This window comes from Chungangia koreensis (genome assembly GCF_042651785.1).
Lineage (GTDB): Bacteria > Bacillota > Bacilli > Bacillales_A > Planococcaceae > Chungangia > Chungangia koreensis.
Genome location: NZ_JBHSEC010000006.1, coordinates 45,208 through 65,531, shown reverse-complemented (window position 1 = coordinate 65,531; position 20,324 = coordinate 45,208). Strand labels below are relative to the sequence as shown.

The following is a 20,324-nucleotide window of genomic DNA, read 5'->3' as shown; positions in this document are numbered from 1 at the left end:
TAAAAGTAGATGTTGAAAGAATCCCTTATGGGCAACTCTTACTTTGTGGGGTGATTTTTTATGGCCAACAAAAGAATAAGCAAAGTACCGGCGGGAACATCAATCAGTTACAATGCAAGAAGAATGATTCCAAAAGCCCTGTGGAGAGAAAATCTCTGCAGGGTTATTTTTTATTAGTTTGTCAGTTTTGGTGTACGAAAGTATAACGAAGAAACTATCCAAAAGTAGAAAACTGATATGTCAAAAATTATCCATTAGAGGGAGGCTGAAATGCCTAGGGCTGATTATACTAAACTTAGTTCCATTGCAAGTGATCAAAACGAGTGTGAAGGAGGCAGTAAATGACATAGGAAATGTTGCTTAAATTTAGAAACGCATAAGGAAAAGTGGTCTCATACTTATTTTATCTATCACTCTTAAAAGCTGAGGAACTAACTATGCAATGAGTGACTTGGCCGACTACTTCTCAGACTAAGGTAATAAACCACTGCGGACAAAAAGGAACACGGAGTAAACTGCTTTTGGACTATGGAGTGGGATTGAAACCAAGCCTATTTTATTAGTAGCAAAAGTGAACTTCGAAACAAAGCTTTAAAGGGTAATAACAAAAAACTTAAACTAATTGGAGGAAATTAAAATGGGTATTAAATCAAAATTAACTGCGGGTATTTTAACAGGTGCAATGGCTATTAGCTTGATCGGTGGAGGAACTTATGCTTACTTCAACGACGTGGAAGTAAATAACAGTAGTTTCGCTGCAGGTACATTGGATATTAATGTTGCAGGTAATGACGCAGCAAATGCAATTATTGATGTAAGCAATCTTAAACCTGGTGACTATATGCTACGGAACTTTAAGCTGAATAACACTGGCTCCCTAGATGTATCCAAAGTACTTTTAACTTCAAAGTATACAGTTGCTGATGCGAACGGCAACAATGCAGGCGCAGACTTTGGTGAACATATTAGGGTAAAATTCCTTCACAATTATGACAAAAACTCTACGGTTATTTATGAAACTACTTTAAAGGAACTAGGTAAAACAGACGTTGTCAATAATTTATATAGTTGGTACGGAGAAAGAGATGGAATAAAAGCAAAATCTTCTGATGATCTTGTAGTTCTGTTCGAATTTGCTGACAATGGCAAAGATCAAAATGTTTTCCAAGGAGATTCTTTAAAACTTGAATGGACATTCGACGCGAAACAAACAGAAGGAACTTTGAAATAACACATGACCCGGGAGGAGAGCCCTTCTCCTCCCTTATTTTTATTTCACTAATCCATCTGTGCCCTTCCTTATATATATTTCTCAGCGCATAAAGATTTTTTGTGTTTTGAGGAATATATTTAAGCAATGACAACGATCCAATTTGAAAGGTGGAATCGGTTTGAAAAAGAAACGTAGACGCAGATATAAGAAAAAGAAATACGATCTTTTTCTGATTTCAAAAATAGTATTCATTTGTTACTTAGCCATCTTTGGAACCAGTTATATGACGTCTAATACATCCGCATATTTCAGTAGCCAGTCGGAGATTACCCAGATAATAACTGCCGGTACATGGGAAGTTGGATGTGGTCAAGATTCTACAATTGAAGAGGGTTCGAGTGAGGGAACCGAATTTAATAGTGAGGATAAAGATGAAGATTCTAATATAGAAACCGGAAATGATGGACTATCTGGCGAGGAAAATACTGTTGCTCCCGAAAACACAATCGATAATCCTATAGAAGAAAGCGAAAATGATGCCTTATCGGTTGAGGAAAATAATGTTGCTCCCGAAAACACAGTCGATAATTCTATAGAAGAAAGTGAAAATGATGCAGTATCGGGCGAGGAAAATAATGTGGATTCTGACAACACAGTCGATAACCCTATAGAAGAAAGTGAAAATGATGCATTATTGGACGAGGAATATAATGTTCATCTCGCAAACACAGTTGATAATTCTATAGAAGAAACCGAAAATGAAGCGTTAGCTGGTGAGGAAAATAATGTTGATCCTGACACCACAGTAGATAGTCCTATAGAAGAAACTGTAAGTGATGCAGTATCGGGCGAGGAAAATAATGTGGATTCCGAAAACACAGTTGATATTCCAGTAGAGGAAAGCGAAAGCGCTGGAAGTTCAAGCGGTGAATATGTGAGTGACTGTGAGGAAGAAGCGGATGGTACTAAGGGAATAGTTGAAGAGGATCCAGCAGATACGGCAGTCGAGATTGGTTGTAAGAACGAAGATGGTAGCCTTTTAGAAGAGAATGAACAGGATACTTCTTTAAGTACGGAAGTCAAAGTAGACTGCAAAGATAAAGAAGATAAAGCGAATGAAGTAACTGAAGAAAATAAAGCGGCCATAGATGAAGAAACAACTGAACAGATAAACGTGAAACAAGATGAAATAGAAAAAGCAGCAGCGAAAGAAGCCGAGGGAAAGGTAAATGGGGAAGACCCACAGAAGTCTAATGATGAAAGTCAACAACAACCGGACTCTAAGAATGACCAACAGAAATCTAATAATGAAAGTCAACAACCCGACTCTAAAGATGAATCTGTAAACAAATCGAATGAAAAGAACCCAACAGATCAGGATTCTAAAAAAGAGGAAGCTTCAAATAATAGTATTGATATAAAGAGAGACGACGATGAAATGAACGTTTTAGAACAAGAAAAAAACAAAGAGAAAGAGGAAGGTGATCCAAATGAGAAATAATAAGAAATCGAAAAATCAAAAGATAAAAAAGTGGGTAAATAATATTGTTTCCGGCATATTGATGGTTCTGCTAATTACCGTAGCTACCTTAGTTGTTATATCGAAAGCCTCTGGAGGAGAACCGCAAGTTTTCGGTTACCAGTTAAAAACAGTGCTTTCGGGATCCATGGAGCCGGGGATTCTAACGGGATCAATCATTGCAGTAAAATTGGCCGAAGATAAAAAAGACTTTCAAAAAGGAGATGTCATTACATTCCAAGCTGAGGAAGACATGCTGATTACACACAGAATTACTGAGGTAGTCAAAAGTGGCGACTCTGTACTTTACCGGACAAAAGGGGATAACAACAATGCGGAGGATATGAATCCAGTGCTTTCTGAGAATGTAGTTGCGGAATACACCGGTTTCACATTACCTTACGTGGGATACTTCATTAATTTTGCGCAGTCTAAAAATGGAGCATTATTACTGTTAATACCTGGATTCCTGTTGCTGATCTACTCCGCATTTACGATTTGGAAAGTTCTATCTGTGATGGAATTGCGTCCGAAAAACCAAGTGAATATCGTAGGAGAAGATGGCGAGAAAAGTACTTCATGAATTAGTCAATAGAACATGTAAGGAGGCATTAGCATGACTAAATTCTATCGATTATTCCCCCTTCTTCTATTGATTAGCGTGATCAGTTTCTATCCCACACCGAGTGTATTTGCAGATGAGAAAAACGACAAGGCTGCTGAAAATGAACTAGTCATCAGTATTTCACCAAAAGAAAATTTATTTGATATTAGCAACATGAAACCTGGTGATTGGGCACCACGGACCATTACAGTTCAGAATTCGGGAAGCAAAGATTTTGTCTACCAAATGCAGTTACAGAACAGTGGAGATGAAAAGCTTTTCAATGAGCTGATGCTGGAAATTAAAGCAGGCGATACAGAATTGTATCAAGGGAAAATGGCTGCATTCATAGCATTGCCAGAACGAGAACTTACAAGTAGTACCGAAGAAAATTTAGAGATCACGATTCGTTTTCCAGAACATCTTGGAAATGAATTTCAAGGGCTTGTGTCAGATTTTGCTTTCTCTTTTATAGCCGAAGGAAAAGCTAGCCCTCCGGTTTATGTCATGACAGAAGGACAGGTTGCCAGTTTCGGACCAACAGACTTGTCCAGCCCAACTAACCCGATGTCAAAAATAGTTAAACTGATGTTATTCGGTTCTTTGCTTGTGGCAAGTGGAATTGTGTTTATGTTCATCAGACGTTACAGAATGAGTTTTTAGTGCCAGAATCTAAAATAATTTATTCGTACAATGATTTAAAGCCTTGTGGAGGACTCTGCAGGGCTTTTTCCATTGCCTATAGTTTTTCATATATTCAAAAGTTTAATTATTAATTTAACTGATAAAATAAAAAAATCTAATAATTATATTGTTTTTGAAAACGCATTCATTTATTATATAACTTGTATACAAGATGAACTTAAGGGGAGGCAGTTACATTGATTATCAACGAGAAAGTGCAAAATACTAATTTAACAGAGGAATTACGTGAGAGGTTTGAGCGTGTAGAGCCTGCTACGATTGGCCATAACTTACACTATGGATTCATGGATCCAACTGTAAAGTCTATGCTGCAAGATGTAAAAGTGGTGGGTACGGCTTTCACGGTTCGGACAAGCGTCAATGATTCAACAATGGTACATAAGGCGGTCAGTATGGCAGGAGAAGGGGATGTCATCGTCATTGACCGAACTGGTGATGTGAAGCATGCATGTGTGGGGGAAATGGTCGCATATGCGGCAAATGTACGGAAGGTTGTCGGAATTATTATTGATGGACCATGTACAGACATTCAAGCGATTCGTGAAATTGGCATACCGGTATTTGCAACGGGATTGTCACCAATTACAACGAAACTATACGGTCAAAGCGGAGAAATCAATACAATCATTCAATGTGGCGGCGTAACAGTGAAGCCTGGGGATGTCATTGTTGCTGATGATAATGGTGTTTTGGTAATGGGACAAGAAGTAAATTATGAAGAAGTATTGGCAAAGGCAGAAGAAAGTGAAGCAAGGGAACCACATACAAAGAAACGTTTAGATTCTGGTGAGTTGTTAGCTGATATTACAAAGGCAGGAAGTTTAGTAGATTCCTATTTTTCATTAAAATAAGGGAGATGATGAGGATGAAGAAGTTTACGTTCATGTTAGTAGCATTATTTTCACTTTTCGTTGTAAGCGCTTGCAGTGAGGATGGTGAAGCAGCTGGGGAAGTAGTTGAGTTAAAGCTTGGCACGAAAATGCCTGAGGATACTGCGGAAGGCCAGACATTCCAGCATTTCGCTGATCTTGTTAAGGAAAAAAGCGATGGATCTCTTGTAGTAAAAGTTTATCCTGCTGAGCAATTAGGAAAAGGGACGACTCAAATTGATAACATGCTTCTCGGTACACAGGATATGTATGCAGAAGGAGCGACGTATTTCTCGGACTTCGATTCAAATATTGAAGTGAGTAGTATTCCATATTTGTTCAGTGATTATGACCACTACACGAAATTCAATACTGGCGAAATGGGAGAGGAAATTAATAAGAATCTGATTGACAATGGAGTGCGGATTCTTAATACGGAACGGAATTTCATCCGTGGACCATATCGTGTACTCCTATCTAAAGAACCGATTAAGTCTGTAGAAGATTTGAAGGGATTGAAAATCCGTTCTTTCGAATCTGCATTCTATTCTGCAGCTTATGAGTCGGTTGGAGCAAAACCAACTGTAGTGGCTTGGACAGAGACCTATCTTGCATTGAAACAAAACCTGGTGGATGCGGTTACTTCTCCGATTTCACTTGTATGGCCGATGAAATTTACAGAAGTGGCACCATATATGACAGTGATTGATGAGTATCCTCAGGATGTAGTAATCGCCATAAGTGAAGATAAATTCTCAGGCTTATCAGAGGAACACCAGCAAATCCTGATTGATGCTGCAAATGAGGCAGGAGAAAAAGCTGCAGAGTTAACAGATAAAGAAGTTAAGGAACATTTGGAACTAATGAAGTCAGAGCACGGAATTGAAATCTTTGAAATCGACAAGCAGGAATGGGTGGATGCGTTCTCCGATTACCATTACCAGTTGGAAGAGGAAGGGAAACTTCCGAAGGGTTATGTCGACCAAATCAAATCTTTGAAATGAGGCGGTGGCTTAGTTGGATAAATGGTTAAAACGTTTAGCTTTAGGTTACTCCTTCGTCGCTTTAATCTGTTTTATCGCACTCATCGGCATATTGACTATGGAAATCGTTTCACGCTACTTCTTCCATAATTCGTTTGTCTGGTCACAGGAATTCGCATCTATTTTGGTGTGTTGGATTACATTCTTAGGCTTTGGCAAGCTGGTCGTTGACCGCGAAGATATTATGATTACCTTCTTGGTTAAAAAGTTGGATGAGGGGAAGCAGCGCATGGTCGGCTTATTTAACAGTGTGCTGCTGACCTTCATCACAGGCGCAATGCTCTTTTACTCTACGAAATTAACGATAAGCCACATGGAAAAGAAGACGCTCATTATGAAGGCGGCTTCCGCATGGTTCTATGCACCGCTTGTATTGCTATTGTTATTATTGGTGGTCGTATCGATCAATCAGTTCTTCCTCATTTTAAAAGGGAAGATGGATCCTTTCCCGGCTGAGGAGGTAGATTGAAATGGTCCTTGGTATAACGATGTTCGTTGTGTTCTTAGTATTACTGGCAATCGGTTTCCCGGTTTCCTTCGCAATGGCACTTTCGACGTTAGTCGCCCTACTGATGGGTGGCTATACGTCGGAAGTATTGTCACTAATGTTAGTTGAAGGGATCAAGGGTTACACACTATTAGCAATTCCGTTATTCATCTTAGCAGGTAACTTAATGAATTCAGCAGGTATTACTCAACGAATCTTTGATTTCTGTGCGGCCTTGTTAGGTCATATTCGTGCGGGGCTTGCACAAGTTAACATCTTTGCGAGCGTCATCTTTTCGGGTATTTCCGGAACGGCTGTAGGTGACCAAGCAGGACTTGGAGCTATCGAAATGAAAGCGATGGTGCGAAAAGGCTATACAAAGCCATTCAGTGCTGCTTTGACGTTGGCTTCTTCCGTAATCGGGGCCATCATACCGCCAAGTGTACCGCTCATTGTCTATGCATACTTGGCAGAAGTGTCGGTAGAGAAATTGTTCATCGCTGGAATCATACCAGGACTGCTAATTGCATTGACTTTGTCGGTTTATGTACATATAGGAGCAATCCGTGGCACAATTGTCGTCCCTGAACCGGAAACGTTCTCGATAAAGGAAGTCGGCCGTACACTGAAGGACGGATTTTGGGCATTGTTGGCGCCAGCAGTCATTTTAGGTGGAATGCTTGGCGGTGTCGTCACTCCTACTGAGGCAGGAGTAATTGCAGTCATCTATTCCTTGTTCTGTGCAGTGATCTATAAGGAATTCGATTTCAAAAACTTGAAAGATGCATTCATGGCTTCGATCAACTCAACGGCATTAATCATGTTCTTGATCGGTGTCGGGACAGCGATGGGCTGGATTATTTCGGCTGAGCAATTACCGGTACTATTGTCAGACTTCTTGTTGAGCTTGACGGAGAATAAATTCTTAATGCTGTTACTTATCAATATTCTGTTGCTTTTCTTAGGAAGTATTATGGAAGGGATCCCGATCAAACTGATTATGCTTCCGATATTATTACCGATTATTGATAGTTTAGGCATTGACCGAATCCATTTCGGAATCGTCATGTGCTACAACTTACTGATTGGAATGATTACCCCACCAGTTGGACTTGGTTTATATGTTATGAGCCGGGTCGGGAAGGTTTCGTTTGAAAGTGTAGTGAAAAGCGTCATTCCTTTCTATATACCGCTTTTTATCGCTTTGTTATTGATTACGTACTTCCCTCAAATCTCACTATGGCTACCTTCTATATTAGGAGGCAAGTAACGTCGAAAGGGTGTTGACTATGAAAGTTGCAGTTGTTCAAATGAATACAAAGTCGAATAAAGAAGAAAATCTACAAAAGGCTGAGGGCTTCATTCGCCAGGCGGCTGACAACGGAGCAACTCTTGTTTCCTTGCCGGAATACTTCAACTATATGGGCGAAGAGGCGGGGAAACTGGCGAACGCAGAAGAAATTGCAAATGGCCAAACTGTAGAGCTATTAAGCGACTTGGCTAAACAAAACGAAATTTATATCCACGCTGGTAGTATGATCGAAAAGCATTCGGAGCAAAAATCATATAATACGAGCCTTGTAATCGCTCCAAATGGTAAAATAATAGGGAAGTACCATAAAATTCATTTATTTGACATTGCTATCAATGGAGTCTCTTCCTATATGGAATCGAACAGTATCGAAGGCGGGGATTCGTCCGAAATGGTGGAACTGCCGTTTGGTAAGGCTGGAATGGCCATCTGCTATGATTTGAGATTCCCGGAATTGTTTAGGAAGTATGCATTGGAAGGCTGTAATATTCTATTTCTTCCGGCGGCGTTTACTCAATATACGGGAATGCTTCACTGGGAAACACTATTACGAGCTCGTGCAATCGAGAACCAATGCTATGTTATAGCAGCAGGACAGATTGGCAGCCATTTGCCGGGTAAAGTTTGCTACGGAAACAGTATGATCATCGATCCATGGGGAACGGTCGTAGCAAGAGCACCCGAAAAAGAAGGCGTCATCTATGCGGAACTGGAGGAAGAACGGGTAAAGAGTGCAAGGGAGAGTATTCCTTGCCTTACTCACCGCAAACCTCAGTATTATTAAGATAGTTGGTGTTTAAATGACCACAACGAAGATGTACTTGAAAGAAATTGCATATGAAAAAATAAAAAAGTTGCTCATTATGGGTGAACTCGAGGGAAGGGTCATTTCTGAGAATGAACTTGTCGATACTCTCCAGATGAGCAGGACGCCGATCCGTGAAGCACTTCAACGTCTTCAAAATGAGGAATTCCTTGAAATTATCCCGAAGCGTGGAGTGTATATTAAGGAAATTACGTTAAAGGAAGCGAGTGACCTCATGCATGTCCGAGTGGCAATTGAGGTCTATTCGATGGAGCGGATTGCTGAATTATTGACTGATCGGCACATAGCTGATTTGAAGGCGAATGTGGAGCTGCAGAAGGATGCAGTTGAACGATTGGATGTATACGAGTTTTTGAAGCTCGATTTAGAGTATCATGAATCCTTTTTAAAGATTTATGATAATCATCACTTTGTCCGAACACTGAATAATATTAGCGACAGGCTGATTCAGCACGGGATGAAAGTGTTCAATCGTGAAACATTCCGGCTCAAGAAATCTATACAAGAGCATGAGGAAATTAATGCTTTGTTGGTACAAAAAGATTTCAATGGAGCTGTAAAAGCATTGGAGCGACATGTTTTAGGTGGCCGAGATTTCTATTTTAGATAGTTGAGTGAGAGAATCTGTGTAGTTTCTGAGGAAAAAGGGTTTAGTTTGGTAGTCCCCCTTAACCAATGAAAAGGCACAGGTTCTTTTTTGAAGGAGAAAGAGAGGGAGGTGAGTGGCAAATGGAACAAATGGCTGTTGTTAGCTCAATTTCATTAATCGCTATTATGATCGCCATCGGAGCGATTCTCTCAAGATGGACACCTTTAACTGGCGATACTCAGCGGATGTTCATAAGTCTAATCTTCAATGTAGCTATGCCGTGCATCATTCTTTCAAGTATTTTCCATGTTGAAATGGATGATCGATTGTTCAAGAATATGATGGTTGTATTTGCTCTATCCGTAATTATTAATGTAGTGGGTATTTTTCTTGGCTGGTTTGGCTCTTCATTTTTCATCGAAGATCGGTTACGTCGAGCAGAAATCGGAATTGTAGCAGGGCTGGGGAATACTGCTTTTATCGGCATACCGCTATGTGCTGTGTTATTAGGTCCAGAAGGAGCGTTATATGCGGCAATCTTCGACGCTGGAGTCGATTTCACCATTTGGACCGTTGCTGTCATGCTCTTGCAACGGGGAAAACAGTCTGGAATAGGTACACTCAAAGCGATGATCAATCTACCGATCATTGCCATAGTAGTAGGGTTGTTGCTCTCCTACTTTCAATTACGACCGCCAGTACTTTTCATCGACCTTTTTGACCGATTGGCTGCGCTCGCTGCCCCGTTGGCTATGTTCTACATCGGCTTCTTAATCATGAATCTGAAGGTCACCAATTTTGAAAAGGTCAAGAAAACGCTCTGGCTTCCACTTACCATCAAACTCATTATCTTGCCTTTGATTGTCGCATTAATGTTAGGTTTTACGGCTATGGATGGAACGATGTCTCAAACAATCATCATTCAGGCGATGATGCCAACGTTGACGTTAACATCTGTTCTTTTTGCTAAGTATTCTGCAGATGCTGAAAGTGGCGCGTTGATGACGGCTATCTCCATTTTATTAGGATTAGTGACAATACCTGTGATGATTTTTGTTGTTGGATGGGTTTAAGGGGTTGAGAGGTGCCGCAATGTGATTGAAACGGGTAGTCTGTTCTTAGTGCATACTACCTTTGTCGTATTTTATAGTTTTATAGGTTTTGGCATAGCTGACTCTGTCTATTTATAGTAGTGGATACCTACTTAAATGAATGGAGGAAGTTGAAATGGGTAAGAGAGTAAGACTTTTGTCTGTTGTCGCAGTTTTCGGATTAATAATTAGTACATTTTTGGGGTCAAATGTTTTAGCGCAAGAATCTCCTTATAGTGATATGAACCCAAGTATGAAGTCTTATGAAGCAGTAATGGGGCTCCATGAATCAGAAGTCATCCATGGTTTTAACGATGGGACATTTCGACCGTATGATGAAGTGACACGCGGACAAGCTGCCAAGATGGTGGTCCGTGCTATCAATTTGGATCCCGGTGAAAAAGTTCCAAATCCCAACTTCAGTGATGTACCTACCGATCATGAATTTTATCCGTATATTGCTGTATTGAAGTATCACGGACTAATGGATGGTTATGGTGATGGTACATTTGGCGTGACTGACAAACTCCAACGAGGACAAATGGCGAAACTGATCGCTCATGCATACCAGATTGAAAGGCAACCTTGGAAATCAGGAAAGTTTAAAGATGTAGATGCAAACGCATATTATGCTCCTTATCTTCAAGGACTCATTGATCGAAATATCGCTTCGGGAACATCAGAAGATCAATACTCTCCTAATAACTTTGTCGATCGTGGCCAAATGGCGATGTTCTTATATCGTGCCGAGATGTCGAGAGGGAAGAATCAATAAGTTAATGAAAGTCAGTTCGTTTAAGATAAACAAGCTGGCTTTTTTATGTAAGAAATTTTTACGAAAATGAAAGAAAACGTTTACAAAGTCCTACTATCTATTAAACAACCATTTGCTATAATATAAATGATTTAAAATTTCAATTATTGGGGGTTCTAACACATGCATATGTGGAAGAAGGTTTCGGCATCTGTTTTGGCGCTATCCTTAGCGACGAGTGGTGTCGCTGGCGCTGGTTTAGCTGCACCGAAAGATTCAGGTGTAACGCGCGGAGAGTTTGTTAAAGAATTAATTGAACAAATGGGGGTTGAACTTGGCACTGGAAAGTCAGTGAAGTTCACAGATGTGCCGGCTTCACTTAAGCCGTACATCGAAAAGGCGATTGAACTGAAGTTAATCGAAGGGAAGACGCCGACGAAGTTTGCACCAAATGACAAGATTACCCGTGAACATGCATTTGTTATTACAACTCGCGGTATCGAGTCGGACAAGTCGTTCTCTGAAGACGTGTTGAAGCAATTCAAGGACAGCAACAAAATCGGCAAGTCGAGCCGCGATGAGTTATCTAAGGCAGTCGGCTTAGGTCTATTGAAAGGCCACACGAACAAAACGATTAATCCTCAAAACATCATCAGCAAGCACGAAATGCAAAAAGTATTGGAACGTTTCTTGCAAGAGTTCAAGAATTCCCAACCATTAGTGTCTCTACGGATTTTGGGAACTTCGGATATCCATACGAATATCGTAAACTATGACTATTATAAAGATGTGGAAACACAAGGGCTTGGATTAGCTAAGACCGCAACATTGATCAAACAAGCACGTAAAGAAGTTTCAAACACATTGCTGTTTGATAACGGAGATTCCATCCAAGGTACTCCACTCGGTTCTTACAAACAAGCAGTAGATAAATTGGAAGATGGGGAAGAACATCCTTCTGTAACAGTAATGGAATTGTTAGGATATGATGGTGCGACTCTTGGTAACCATGAGTTCAACTATGGTCTCGACTATTTGGACGAAGTGATGGATGATGCAGACTTCCCTTACGTAAATGCTAACATCCGTGATGCGAAGACTGGTAACTTTAAGTATGATCCATTTGTCATGATCGAGAAGGATGTAGTGGATTCCAAAGGGAAGAAATCGACAATCCAAGTAGGTGTTACAGGAATCGTTCCTCCTCAAATCTTGAAGTGGGACAAGTCTCACTTGGAAGGTAAAGTGACAGTTGATGACTCCGTGAAGGCGGTAGAATCTGCAGTTGCTCAAATGGAAAAAGCAGGTGCTGATGTCATTGTCGTTCTTTCTCACTCCGGATTCGGCGATGCGACTCACGAAGAGGGCGAAGAGGATGTAACATACTTACTGTCTAAAGTAAAAGGTGTTGACGCGATTATTACCGGACATGCGCACAGCGTATTCCCAGGTAAAGTCAACGCTGCATTGACTAACGTCGATGTTGAAAAAGGCACAATGAATGGTGTTCCGATTGTTATGCCTGGTAAATATGGCAGCCACTTAGGAGTTATTGACTTGAAGTTGAAGCAAAAAGGCAAAGAGTGGGATGTTGTAAGCTCTCAAGCAGAAGTTCGTGCAATAGCGAAGGATGCTTCTGATGTGGATGCTTCAATTGTTAAGGCAGTGAAGGATGCACATGAAGGGACGATCAAATATGTTCGTCAGGCAGTCGGTGAAACAACTGCTGATATCCATAGCTACTTCTCACAAGTTCAAGATGACCCATCAATCCAAATCGTAACAGATGCACAAAAAGCATATGTTCAAAATAAAATCAAAGGAACTGCGAATGAAAACCTTGCAGTCCTTTCAGCAGGCGCACCGTTTAAAGCAGGTACACGCAGCGATCCTGATTACTACACATTCGTTCCGAAAGGCGAATTGGCAATTAAAAACGTAGCTGACCTTTATTTGTATGACAACACGCTTGCAATTCTGAAAGTAACAGGCGCTGACGTGAAAGAATGGCTTGAAATGTCAGCTGGTCAATTCAATCAGATCGACCCGGCAAAAACAGGCGAACAACAATTGATCAACACAGATTTCCGTTCATATAACTACGACGTCATTGATGGCGTCACGTACGAAATCGATGTAACACAGCCGGCGAAGTATGATCCAGATGGTAACTTGGTAAATGAAAAAGCTTCCCGTATCGTGAACTTGCAATTTGATGGCAAGCCGATTAATCCGAAGCAAGAATTCATCGTGGCAACAAACAACTACCGTGCAAACGGAACATTCCCAGGCGTACGTAACAACACATATGTTGAAGTGTATCCGGATGAAAACCGTCAAGCAATCATCGATTACATCTTAGAAGAGAAAACAATCGACCCATCCGCTGACGGCAACTGGAAATTTGCAAAACTTCCTGCAGGCACAAACGTAGTCTTCGAATCATCGAAGAAAGCAGTCGACGTCTTGCCGGCAGACAGCAACATCAAATTCATCGGTGAAGGTACAGATGGATTTGGCAAGTACTCATTGAAATAAGAGAGTGGAATTGAAAACGGCCGGGAGTCATTGAGACTACCCGGCTGTTTTTTTGTTGGGAAGGGTGGATGTCTGGGAATTTTGTGGACTACTACTACATACGTGTCGATTACCTGAAAACTTCTTGATTCATTTTTTGAATAGAGGCGACCTTTGGAACATGATAACAAAATCGGTAGCTCCTTTTTCCTAATGAATTTCCACATTTCCCTTCATCGAGCCCGATTGAAGCCGATATAAGTAGTAACGGTTTTGAAATAGTTGGGGGGCAGGATGAGTGAGACAGAGACGATTCATTGGTCTGATTATGTTTTTATCCATTTTATTAATCTTCTTCGGCCATAGTGCTGTGTTGGCAAGTACTACTGTAAAAGGTACGTTTGTCAGTGTTCAGTACAAGGATATCCAAGTGGATAAAAACACGGTTACGATTAAGAATTCCCAAGGCAAGAATGTGAAATATGCGATCGACAAATATACAAAGCTTTCGGTCGATGGCATTTCTACGAAACTTGATGCGTTCAAGTTGGGGATGAAGCTTGAAGCGGATGTGGAGAAAAACCGTGTGAAGGCATTACGCGGATTTTCAGCTACTCAACCAGGCGGATCCATTACTCAAGGGACGAAAATCGACGGATTAGTTAGCAAGGTTGACCGTTATGGACAATCGATTTCAGTTAAATTATCGAATGGCAAGACGAGTACATATGTTTTATCATCAAAGAGTTTGATTTATAAAGGAAACTCAAAAGTGACTTTAGGTGCCCTTTTCGAAGGGGATAGAGTGAAATTCTCCGTCACGGGTACGAACTCCACGACGATTAGCAGGCTGGATATTCAAGAAGACGGAGTCAAAATCACGAATCTGTATAAGGGAACGATTCAGCAGATTGAGCCTACCACGAATAAACTCGTCGTGAAGGACGAAAAGGTGTATCGGAATTGGGGATGGTTTAGTACGTATTCGACTAACAACAGCTATGCCTATTCAAAAGATATTCCAATCTACTACGGGAATCTGAAAATCAATCATGAACAGCTACGAAAATATAAGGGACACGAAGTCTACTATGTAACGGTAGAAAAGTTCGGGAATGAAGTTATCGAAAAGATGGTCATCAAAAAAGCGAATGAGCGGTCGTATTATGGGGTGCTGCCATTCACGAGCTATCAATCGGTGTATGTACGAAATGTTGGGTATGTGCCATTTCATGATGGAACCATCTTAATTCGGAATGGACGGTTAATCAGTCCGGATAGTCTGTTGGGTCTTGGTACTTCATTCGTTGTAACCGATGGTGCCCGTTACAGTGAAACAGCTATGGTGATCGACTACACGAACGACGGATTCCAAAGTCCGAATTTGGCTGCACATTCACTCTATTACGGACAAATCAGTTCGGCTGATCCATATACAGTAAAGTTAAAAGGTGTTAAACAGCTATCTTACAATAAGTGGCAAAACGTGACAGACCGGAGTTTCTCCTATAGTAACGACACGTCAGCCGTACGGAATTACTATAATGCCCCGATGCAAGCAGTGGATTTGAAGAATTATAACAACCAATGGGGCTACTTCTACGTTGCTGAAGGGCAATTAATTGCTGCTCAGCTGACTGGCTGGAGTATTCCATCCGCTTCCCGTGTGTCAGTTGGTGTCGTCGATTCTACATACTGGAACTATTACACGGACTACATTGACGTGCGAAATGTGAGCGAATGGAAGAACAGCGCATGGAGCAACGCATCAATGTTGACTTATATGAATATCGGAGATGCCATGATCATCAAGGATGGCAAAGTAATAACGGTAGATGACATTGAAGAAGGCGACCGTGTGTATCTCTTGCATGAATCGTATGGAACAGGACGCTTCCTGTTAGTGGACTGATTGGATGAAAGGATGATATGAGACAGCATGATGAATCGAATAGGTAATAAAGTAGTTTTAGTTGGATTAATGGTAATAGCATTGTTTTTAGTTTCACCCAAAGCTGAAGCGAAGCCTTTGGATTACTACGGCGGCGTGGCGAATGAATATGAATATGAGGAAGTGTTCTTCTTAACGGGGTATCCTATTAATTTCAAGGGAAAGGCAACCGTGACAGAGAGGGAAAGCAGGGGCACGATCACGACGACGTATAAGTTTACTCTCTCGAGTGCAGCTGGTGATAAGCTGACACGCAGCGTAGTTTATACGACTGAAGTGGATGACCATGCGGATAAAGGACAATCCACTTCCCAAACGTCCGTGAAAAGTTATACCGAGAAAGTGACGATCGGCAAAGACTGGACTTACACCCTCGATGATTATCAATTTTCAAAAGGGGTAGTCAGCGATCATCGTCCAGCTTCCGATTATTATTCTGGAAATGTCATCGCGCGGAAGATTTATAAAGTCGCCAATCGTGCCACGAAGTCTGAAGAGCTGTTAACGGTGAATTTGACTGGCCGCACGATGGGCTATGAAAACTTCTGGGGTGCGACAGAAACTCAAATCATGGAACACCACATCGTGACAGCGAGCGGCCGAGAAGGCTTTGTGACGAGCAAAGTATCCGACAGCAAATCGCGTGTGTTGGAATATGAGCCGAATGAGCCGGACCTTTCAAGTTTTAAGGGAGGCCATGCAGTGATCAGCACTTCCAATATGGTGAGTGAGTACACGTATGATTTACAATACGGGTCAAAAGGGAAGATCAAGCTATCCCAAGAAATGACGCCAAAGATTGAACGACTAATTGTACCGAAGTTCCGTGATTTAACATACTCCAGTGCGAGAGAGGATATCGAAAAGCTGTACTCCTTGGGGATTTACGATGAGTCCTCCCAGTTTTTCTCTCCGAACACACCGATGACCCGCTATCAATTTGCAGTCGGAGTGTTAAGAGGAGTGGACCTTCGCGTATTGGAAGAACCGAAGAAGACTGCAACGAAGTCGATCTTCAAAGATGTCAGTATAAAAGACCCGAATTACCGATACATCCAGAGTGCGGTGGAAAAAGGGGTTATCAACGGTGTCACACCGGACAAATTCGTACCGGACGGACCTATTACCCGCATGCAGGCGGTTGCCATCATGATGCGTTCATTGGGAATGGAAGGCCGTGCACCGACACCAGGTTATAAATTGAACTTTACGGACAACGGAAAGATTCCAGCATGGGGTAAGGATGCAGTCTATGTTTCCACTGAAATCGGACTCATCCAAGGTGACCGTAACGGCCGCTTCAATCCGGATCAGCCGATCACCCGCGCAGAAGCTTCCATTATCATGGTGAGATTCCTGAACTTCTTGGAAAACGACTTAAAGCAAAACTATCGGGAAGATATTTTCTTCTATTAATTGATTGGACGGAAATTGTTTGAGTAAGTACTCAGGCAATTTCCGTTTTTTCATTCCATTGAATGAAATGTCGACTATATACAACGTGTTTGTCGACTACCTACCACATACGTGTCGACTACTTACCACATACATGTCGGCTACGTACAACTTATACCTGTCGACCACCTACAACGTTCATGTCGACTAACTAACTACAACACCTCAACAAATTTTCACTCTACACTATTTATTAATATAGTAAAAAAGGTCTATAATTAGGTATCATCTATGACTTTTGTCGTTTAGGAGTGACAGCATTGGAAGAAGGAATACCGATTTACAGTTTAGATTTAGAAACACGCTTATTAATTGATTCGATCGATTTTGAGGAGCGGCAGGAAGAGTTGTCGCCTATCGAGAGGGAGGCATTCCTCCAGTTTAAGAAAAGAGTAGAGGACAATTTTGAACGATTCAAAATTGATGAGAAGGATTTCTCAGTAAGCCTTCAGCATCAACGGTTTACGTTATACATAAAAGTATTGGTTGATATTGTTCAGGATATGGAACGGGATCTTCAACTTTACACATTGGCAGAGGATCGGGAGACGGTCCAACTATACGCAGCGATTTTAAAAATCGCCTGTTTGTACCGATATCCTTTCGGTTTATATGATCGTAACATGACAGTAGAAGATTACTTCATGACGAAAGCCGAAAACTACCCAGGTTATGATGGTTATTTCAAGGTCGATTTTGAGTTGGAGACGCTTCGCCCTGAAGCGTGGGAACAGTATACTCATCCGAAGGAAGCGATGAACTTGGTTGAGTACTTCGAACAAGAGGTGGAAGTGACGTTCGAAGACAATAAAAGATATTTTGCCTTCATGAAAATTAATTCATTGTTATGGGAGATTTCTCTTTATTCCAACAAGGATTGGACTTTCCCGCAGCCTCGGGAATTTTCCTATTGGGAAATGAAAGTGATCTTGGAAGACCTATTGTCTAAGTTGCGGAATGATTTACGTGAATCTCATTTGAACCATAATGAATTCGATATTCCGAATCTTGTTTTCGCCATCAATGCAGTATCCAATTATATGATTGGAATTGACGGGGGTTCGATGGAGCCGGTCGAGAATATTCAAGTCGAACAAAAATTGCGGTCAGATTATATGAACGCTGCGTTTGTAGGGGCATCCATGTATCACACAGCAATGGCTTACGCAGATGATGTCCGGATATTAGGTTCAAGGGGTCATGGCGTGGCTGCTGAACATGCGAACAACCTGATTGATCAATTCAAAGGTAAAGATGCGGTTTTAGAAGGGCAAGATAATAAGCTGAATGGTGCGGACCGGATTGTAGACGGGGAGTTTATCCAAACGAAGTACTGTAATACTGGCGGGAAATGTATTAGCGAGTGCTTTGACAATGGCAAGTTCCGGTATGAACATAATGGAAAGCCGATGTCGATCGAAGTTCCGAAGGACAAGTATGACGATGCGATTCGTTCTATGCAGGAAAGAATTCGCCGCGGTGACATGAAGGATTATGGCATCACGGATCCTGAACAGGCAAAAGACATCGTGAAGAAAGGAAGCATCTCCTATAAAACTGCCCAACGAATTGCTAAAGCTGGAACAGTCGAAGGGGTTGTGTATGATGCCGCAACGGGAATCGTGCATGCCAGCCAGGCTTTCGGTATGTCTGTAGCGATCTCATTCGCTCAAAGTGTATGGCAAGGCGATGATTTGGACGAGGCAGCAAAGAAGGCGATGAACACCGGGGGCAAAGTATTCGGCATCTCGATGTTCAACCATATTGCAACGAAACAGATTGGACGTACTGCAGTCGAAAAGAGTCTTCGTCCTGCAACGGATTTCGTGACGAAGAAACTGATCGGATCTAAGGCTTCTGCGAAAATTGTAAATGCTTTTGTTCGTAAATCAGGTGAAAAAGCGATCCACGGAGCGGCTGCGATGAACCAACTGTCCAAGTTCATGCGTGGAAACGTCGTAACATTAGCTGTCACAACAGCCATTATGTCCAGCGGTTCTATTTATGATGCGATTAAAGGACGGATCTCAGGTAAGCAATTAGTGAAAAACATCGGTACTACAGGAGGAAGTGTCGGTGGTGCGGCAGCAGGAGCATTTTTCGGCTCCGCTGTACCGGTCGTCGGAACGATTGTAGGCGGCATGGTCGGTGGATGGCTTGGAGGGAAAGCATCTAAAAAGGTAATGGATCATGCAATTGAAGATGATTCGGTTGGAACATTCAATTTGTTGAAAGATGAATTTGTATCCAATATCGAAGAGTTAGAAATGAACCGGGAAGAGCTGAATTTTGTAATGGATTATGTTTTCGATCAAGAGAAGATGTCCAAAACATTAAAGATGATTTATGCAGCGCCAGATAAAAAGGAACACATTGGAGAGTTGATGGATCCTTATATTGAGGCAGTTTTGAAGGCAAGACCAGTACTTCCAGAACAAATGAGTTTAGAAATACTGGCATCTTAATTCAAAATTATTTAGAAAATAGTAAATATTAACACAAATTACAAGATTATTAGGTATAATGGAGATGAGTCCATAGACTCATCTTTTTTCCATTTTAAAAGGGGTGGGAGGGTTGCTGAATTGTGGGTTTTATTTGGTTTAAACATGATGAACTTACAATGACATTTTGAGGGGGATATCTTTTTGCAAGCGAAAAGTGTGTATTTGATTCCATCAAGATTGATTGCGATTTTGCCAGAGTACTCGAAATATGGCGAACTATATTCAAACATTTTGGAAGTGAATTATTCATTTGTTAATGAGCGTAACCCATATGACACGATTGATGATCATTGTCTCTATTATGGGTCAGCTCTGCGAGGCAAAATTGAAGGAGCGAATTCTATCTTGAAGACAAAGATCAATCCTATTGCTTTAAACGGCCCTGAGTCAATCATTCTAATTCCGACGAAATCTCCGATGAGCAAGGATGGAATCTGGTTTAATCTTGAACACATCATAGACTTTCAAGCTCTTGGCAAGAGAGAAATTCTTGTCTTCCTCTCAAACGGCGACACCATCCGAGTAGAAAACAGCTATAAGCAATTCAAAAGTCGCGTAGATAGAGGATACATACTCAGGACGAAACTGGAGGAGCGACAGAATCTCCAGCATCTCCAGAGCCACTACATCCTCGACCCGGGCAAACGATATCATTACCAGCGAAATAATGGAAAACTAAATTTTGAAATGGTTATACAAAATAAAAGAGACAATAAAGATAAATAATATTTTGCCTCAAGTGGGCTGTTTGCGAAGTCGTTAAACGATTTTGCAAGCAGCCTATTTAATTTTTGAAATTGATACAACTTCAATTGGGAACTTGGTACCCATAGTTTGTTTACAAAAACGGTTACATTTTACCATAATTATGAAAGTTTTATT

At 41.2% G+C, this 20,324-nt stretch carries 17 protein-coding genes; all 17 read left to right on the top strand.

Going from position 1 to position 20,324, the window contains the following annotated elements; genetic code table 11:
• The first annotated feature begins 637 nt into the window (after positions 1–637).
• Entirely contained in the window at positions 638–1,231 is a 594-nt protein-coding gene (locus ACFOZY_RS05930) for a TasA family protein (RefSeq protein WP_378153309.1), read from the top strand.
• Between the two features lie 160 nt (positions 1,232–1,391).
• Entirely contained in the window at positions 1,392–2,714 is a 1,323-nt protein-coding gene (locus ACFOZY_RS05925) for a SipW-dependent-type signal peptide-containing protein (protein WP_378153307.1), read from the top strand.
• Positions 2,704–3,315 carry a signal peptidase I SipW gene (gene sipW, locus ACFOZY_RS05920; RefSeq protein WP_378153305.1) on the top strand — a complete coding sequence of 204 codons (612 nt, stop codon included), beginning with the start codon at positions 2,704–2,706 and terminating at the stop codon, positions 3,313–3,315. Before ACFOZY_RS05925 ends, sipW begins: the two co-directional genes overlap by 11 nt.
• A gap of 33 nt (positions 3,316–3,348) precedes the next feature.
• Positions 3,349–3,999: a hypothetical protein gene (locus ACFOZY_RS05915; RefSeq protein WP_378153303.1), complete on the top strand. Its 651-nt coding sequence runs from the start codon at positions 3,349–3,351 to the stop codon at positions 3,997–3,999.
• Between the two features lie 218 nt (positions 4,000–4,217).
• Complete coding sequence (locus tag ACFOZY_RS05910; RefSeq protein ID WP_378153301.1) at positions 4,218–4,892, top strand: RraA family protein; 675 nt, start codon at positions 4,218–4,220, stop codon at positions 4,890–4,892.
• Positions 4,893–4,906: 14 nt separating this feature from the next.
• Complete coding sequence (locus ACFOZY_RS05905) at positions 4,907–5,914, top strand: DctP family TRAP transporter solute-binding subunit (RefSeq protein ID WP_378153299.1); 1,008 nt, start codon at positions 4,907–4,909, stop codon at positions 5,912–5,914.
• A gap of 13 nt (positions 5,915–5,927) precedes the next feature.
• Positions 5,928–6,422, top strand: a complete 495-nt coding sequence (locus ACFOZY_RS05900) for a TRAP transporter small permease (protein WP_378153297.1) — start codon at positions 5,928–5,930, stop codon at positions 6,420–6,422.
• A gap of 1 nt (position 6,423) precedes the next feature.
• Positions 6,424–7,710, top strand: a complete 1,287-nt coding sequence (locus tag ACFOZY_RS05895) for a TRAP transporter large permease (RefSeq protein ID WP_378153295.1) — start codon at positions 6,424–6,426, stop codon at positions 7,708–7,710.
• Positions 7,711–7,729: 19 nt separating this feature from the next.
• Entirely contained in the window at positions 7,730–8,536 is an 807-nt protein-coding gene (locus ACFOZY_RS05890; protein ID WP_378153293.1) for a carbon-nitrogen hydrolase family protein, read from the top strand.
• A gap of 16 nt (positions 8,537–8,552) precedes the next feature.
• The gene (locus tag ACFOZY_RS05885; protein WP_378153291.1) at positions 8,553–9,188 is read left to right on the top strand and encodes a GntR family transcriptional regulator; all 636 of its coding nucleotides are present in this window, start codon (positions 8,553–8,555) and stop codon (positions 9,186–9,188) included.
• Between the two features lie 119 nt (positions 9,189–9,307).
• Positions 9,308–10,240: an AEC family transporter gene (locus ACFOZY_RS05880; RefSeq protein ID WP_378153289.1), complete on the top strand. Its 933-nt coding sequence runs from the start codon at positions 9,308–9,310 to the stop codon at positions 10,238–10,240.
• Between the two features lie 154 nt (positions 10,241–10,394).
• Positions 10,395–11,033, top strand: coding sequence for an S-layer homology domain-containing protein (locus tag ACFOZY_RS05875; protein ID WP_378153287.1), 639 nt, complete (start codon positions 10,395–10,397; stop codon positions 11,031–11,033).
• A 162-nt stretch (positions 11,034–11,195) separates the two neighbouring features.
• A complete protein-coding gene (locus ACFOZY_RS05870) occupies positions 11,196–13,550 on the top strand; it encodes a bifunctional 2',3'-cyclic-nucleotide 2'-phosphodiesterase/3'-nucleotidase (RefSeq protein WP_378153285.1) in 2,355 nt (784 codons plus the stop codon).
• A 277-nt stretch (positions 13,551–13,827) separates the two neighbouring features.
• Positions 13,828–15,441, top strand: a complete 1,614-nt coding sequence (locus ACFOZY_RS05865) for a hypothetical protein (protein WP_378153282.1) — start codon at positions 13,828–13,830, stop codon at positions 15,439–15,441.
• Positions 15,442–15,468: 27 nt separating this feature from the next.
• A complete protein-coding gene (locus tag ACFOZY_RS05860; RefSeq protein ID WP_378153279.1) occupies positions 15,469–16,896 on the top strand; it encodes an S-layer homology domain-containing protein in 1,428 nt (475 codons plus the stop codon).
• Positions 16,897–17,195: 299 nt separating this feature from the next.
• On the top strand, positions 17,196–19,400 hold the full coding sequence (locus tag ACFOZY_RS05855; RefSeq protein ID WP_378153277.1) for a hypothetical protein: 2,205 nt from the start codon (positions 17,196–17,198) through the stop codon (positions 19,398–19,400).
• A 183-nt stretch (positions 19,401–19,583) separates the two neighbouring features.
• Positions 19,584–20,168 carry a competence protein ComK gene (locus tag ACFOZY_RS05850; RefSeq protein WP_378153275.1) on the top strand — a complete coding sequence of 195 codons (585 nt, stop codon included), beginning with the start codon at positions 19,584–19,586 and terminating at the stop codon, positions 20,166–20,168.
• Positions 20,169–20,324: the final 156 nt, after the last annotated feature.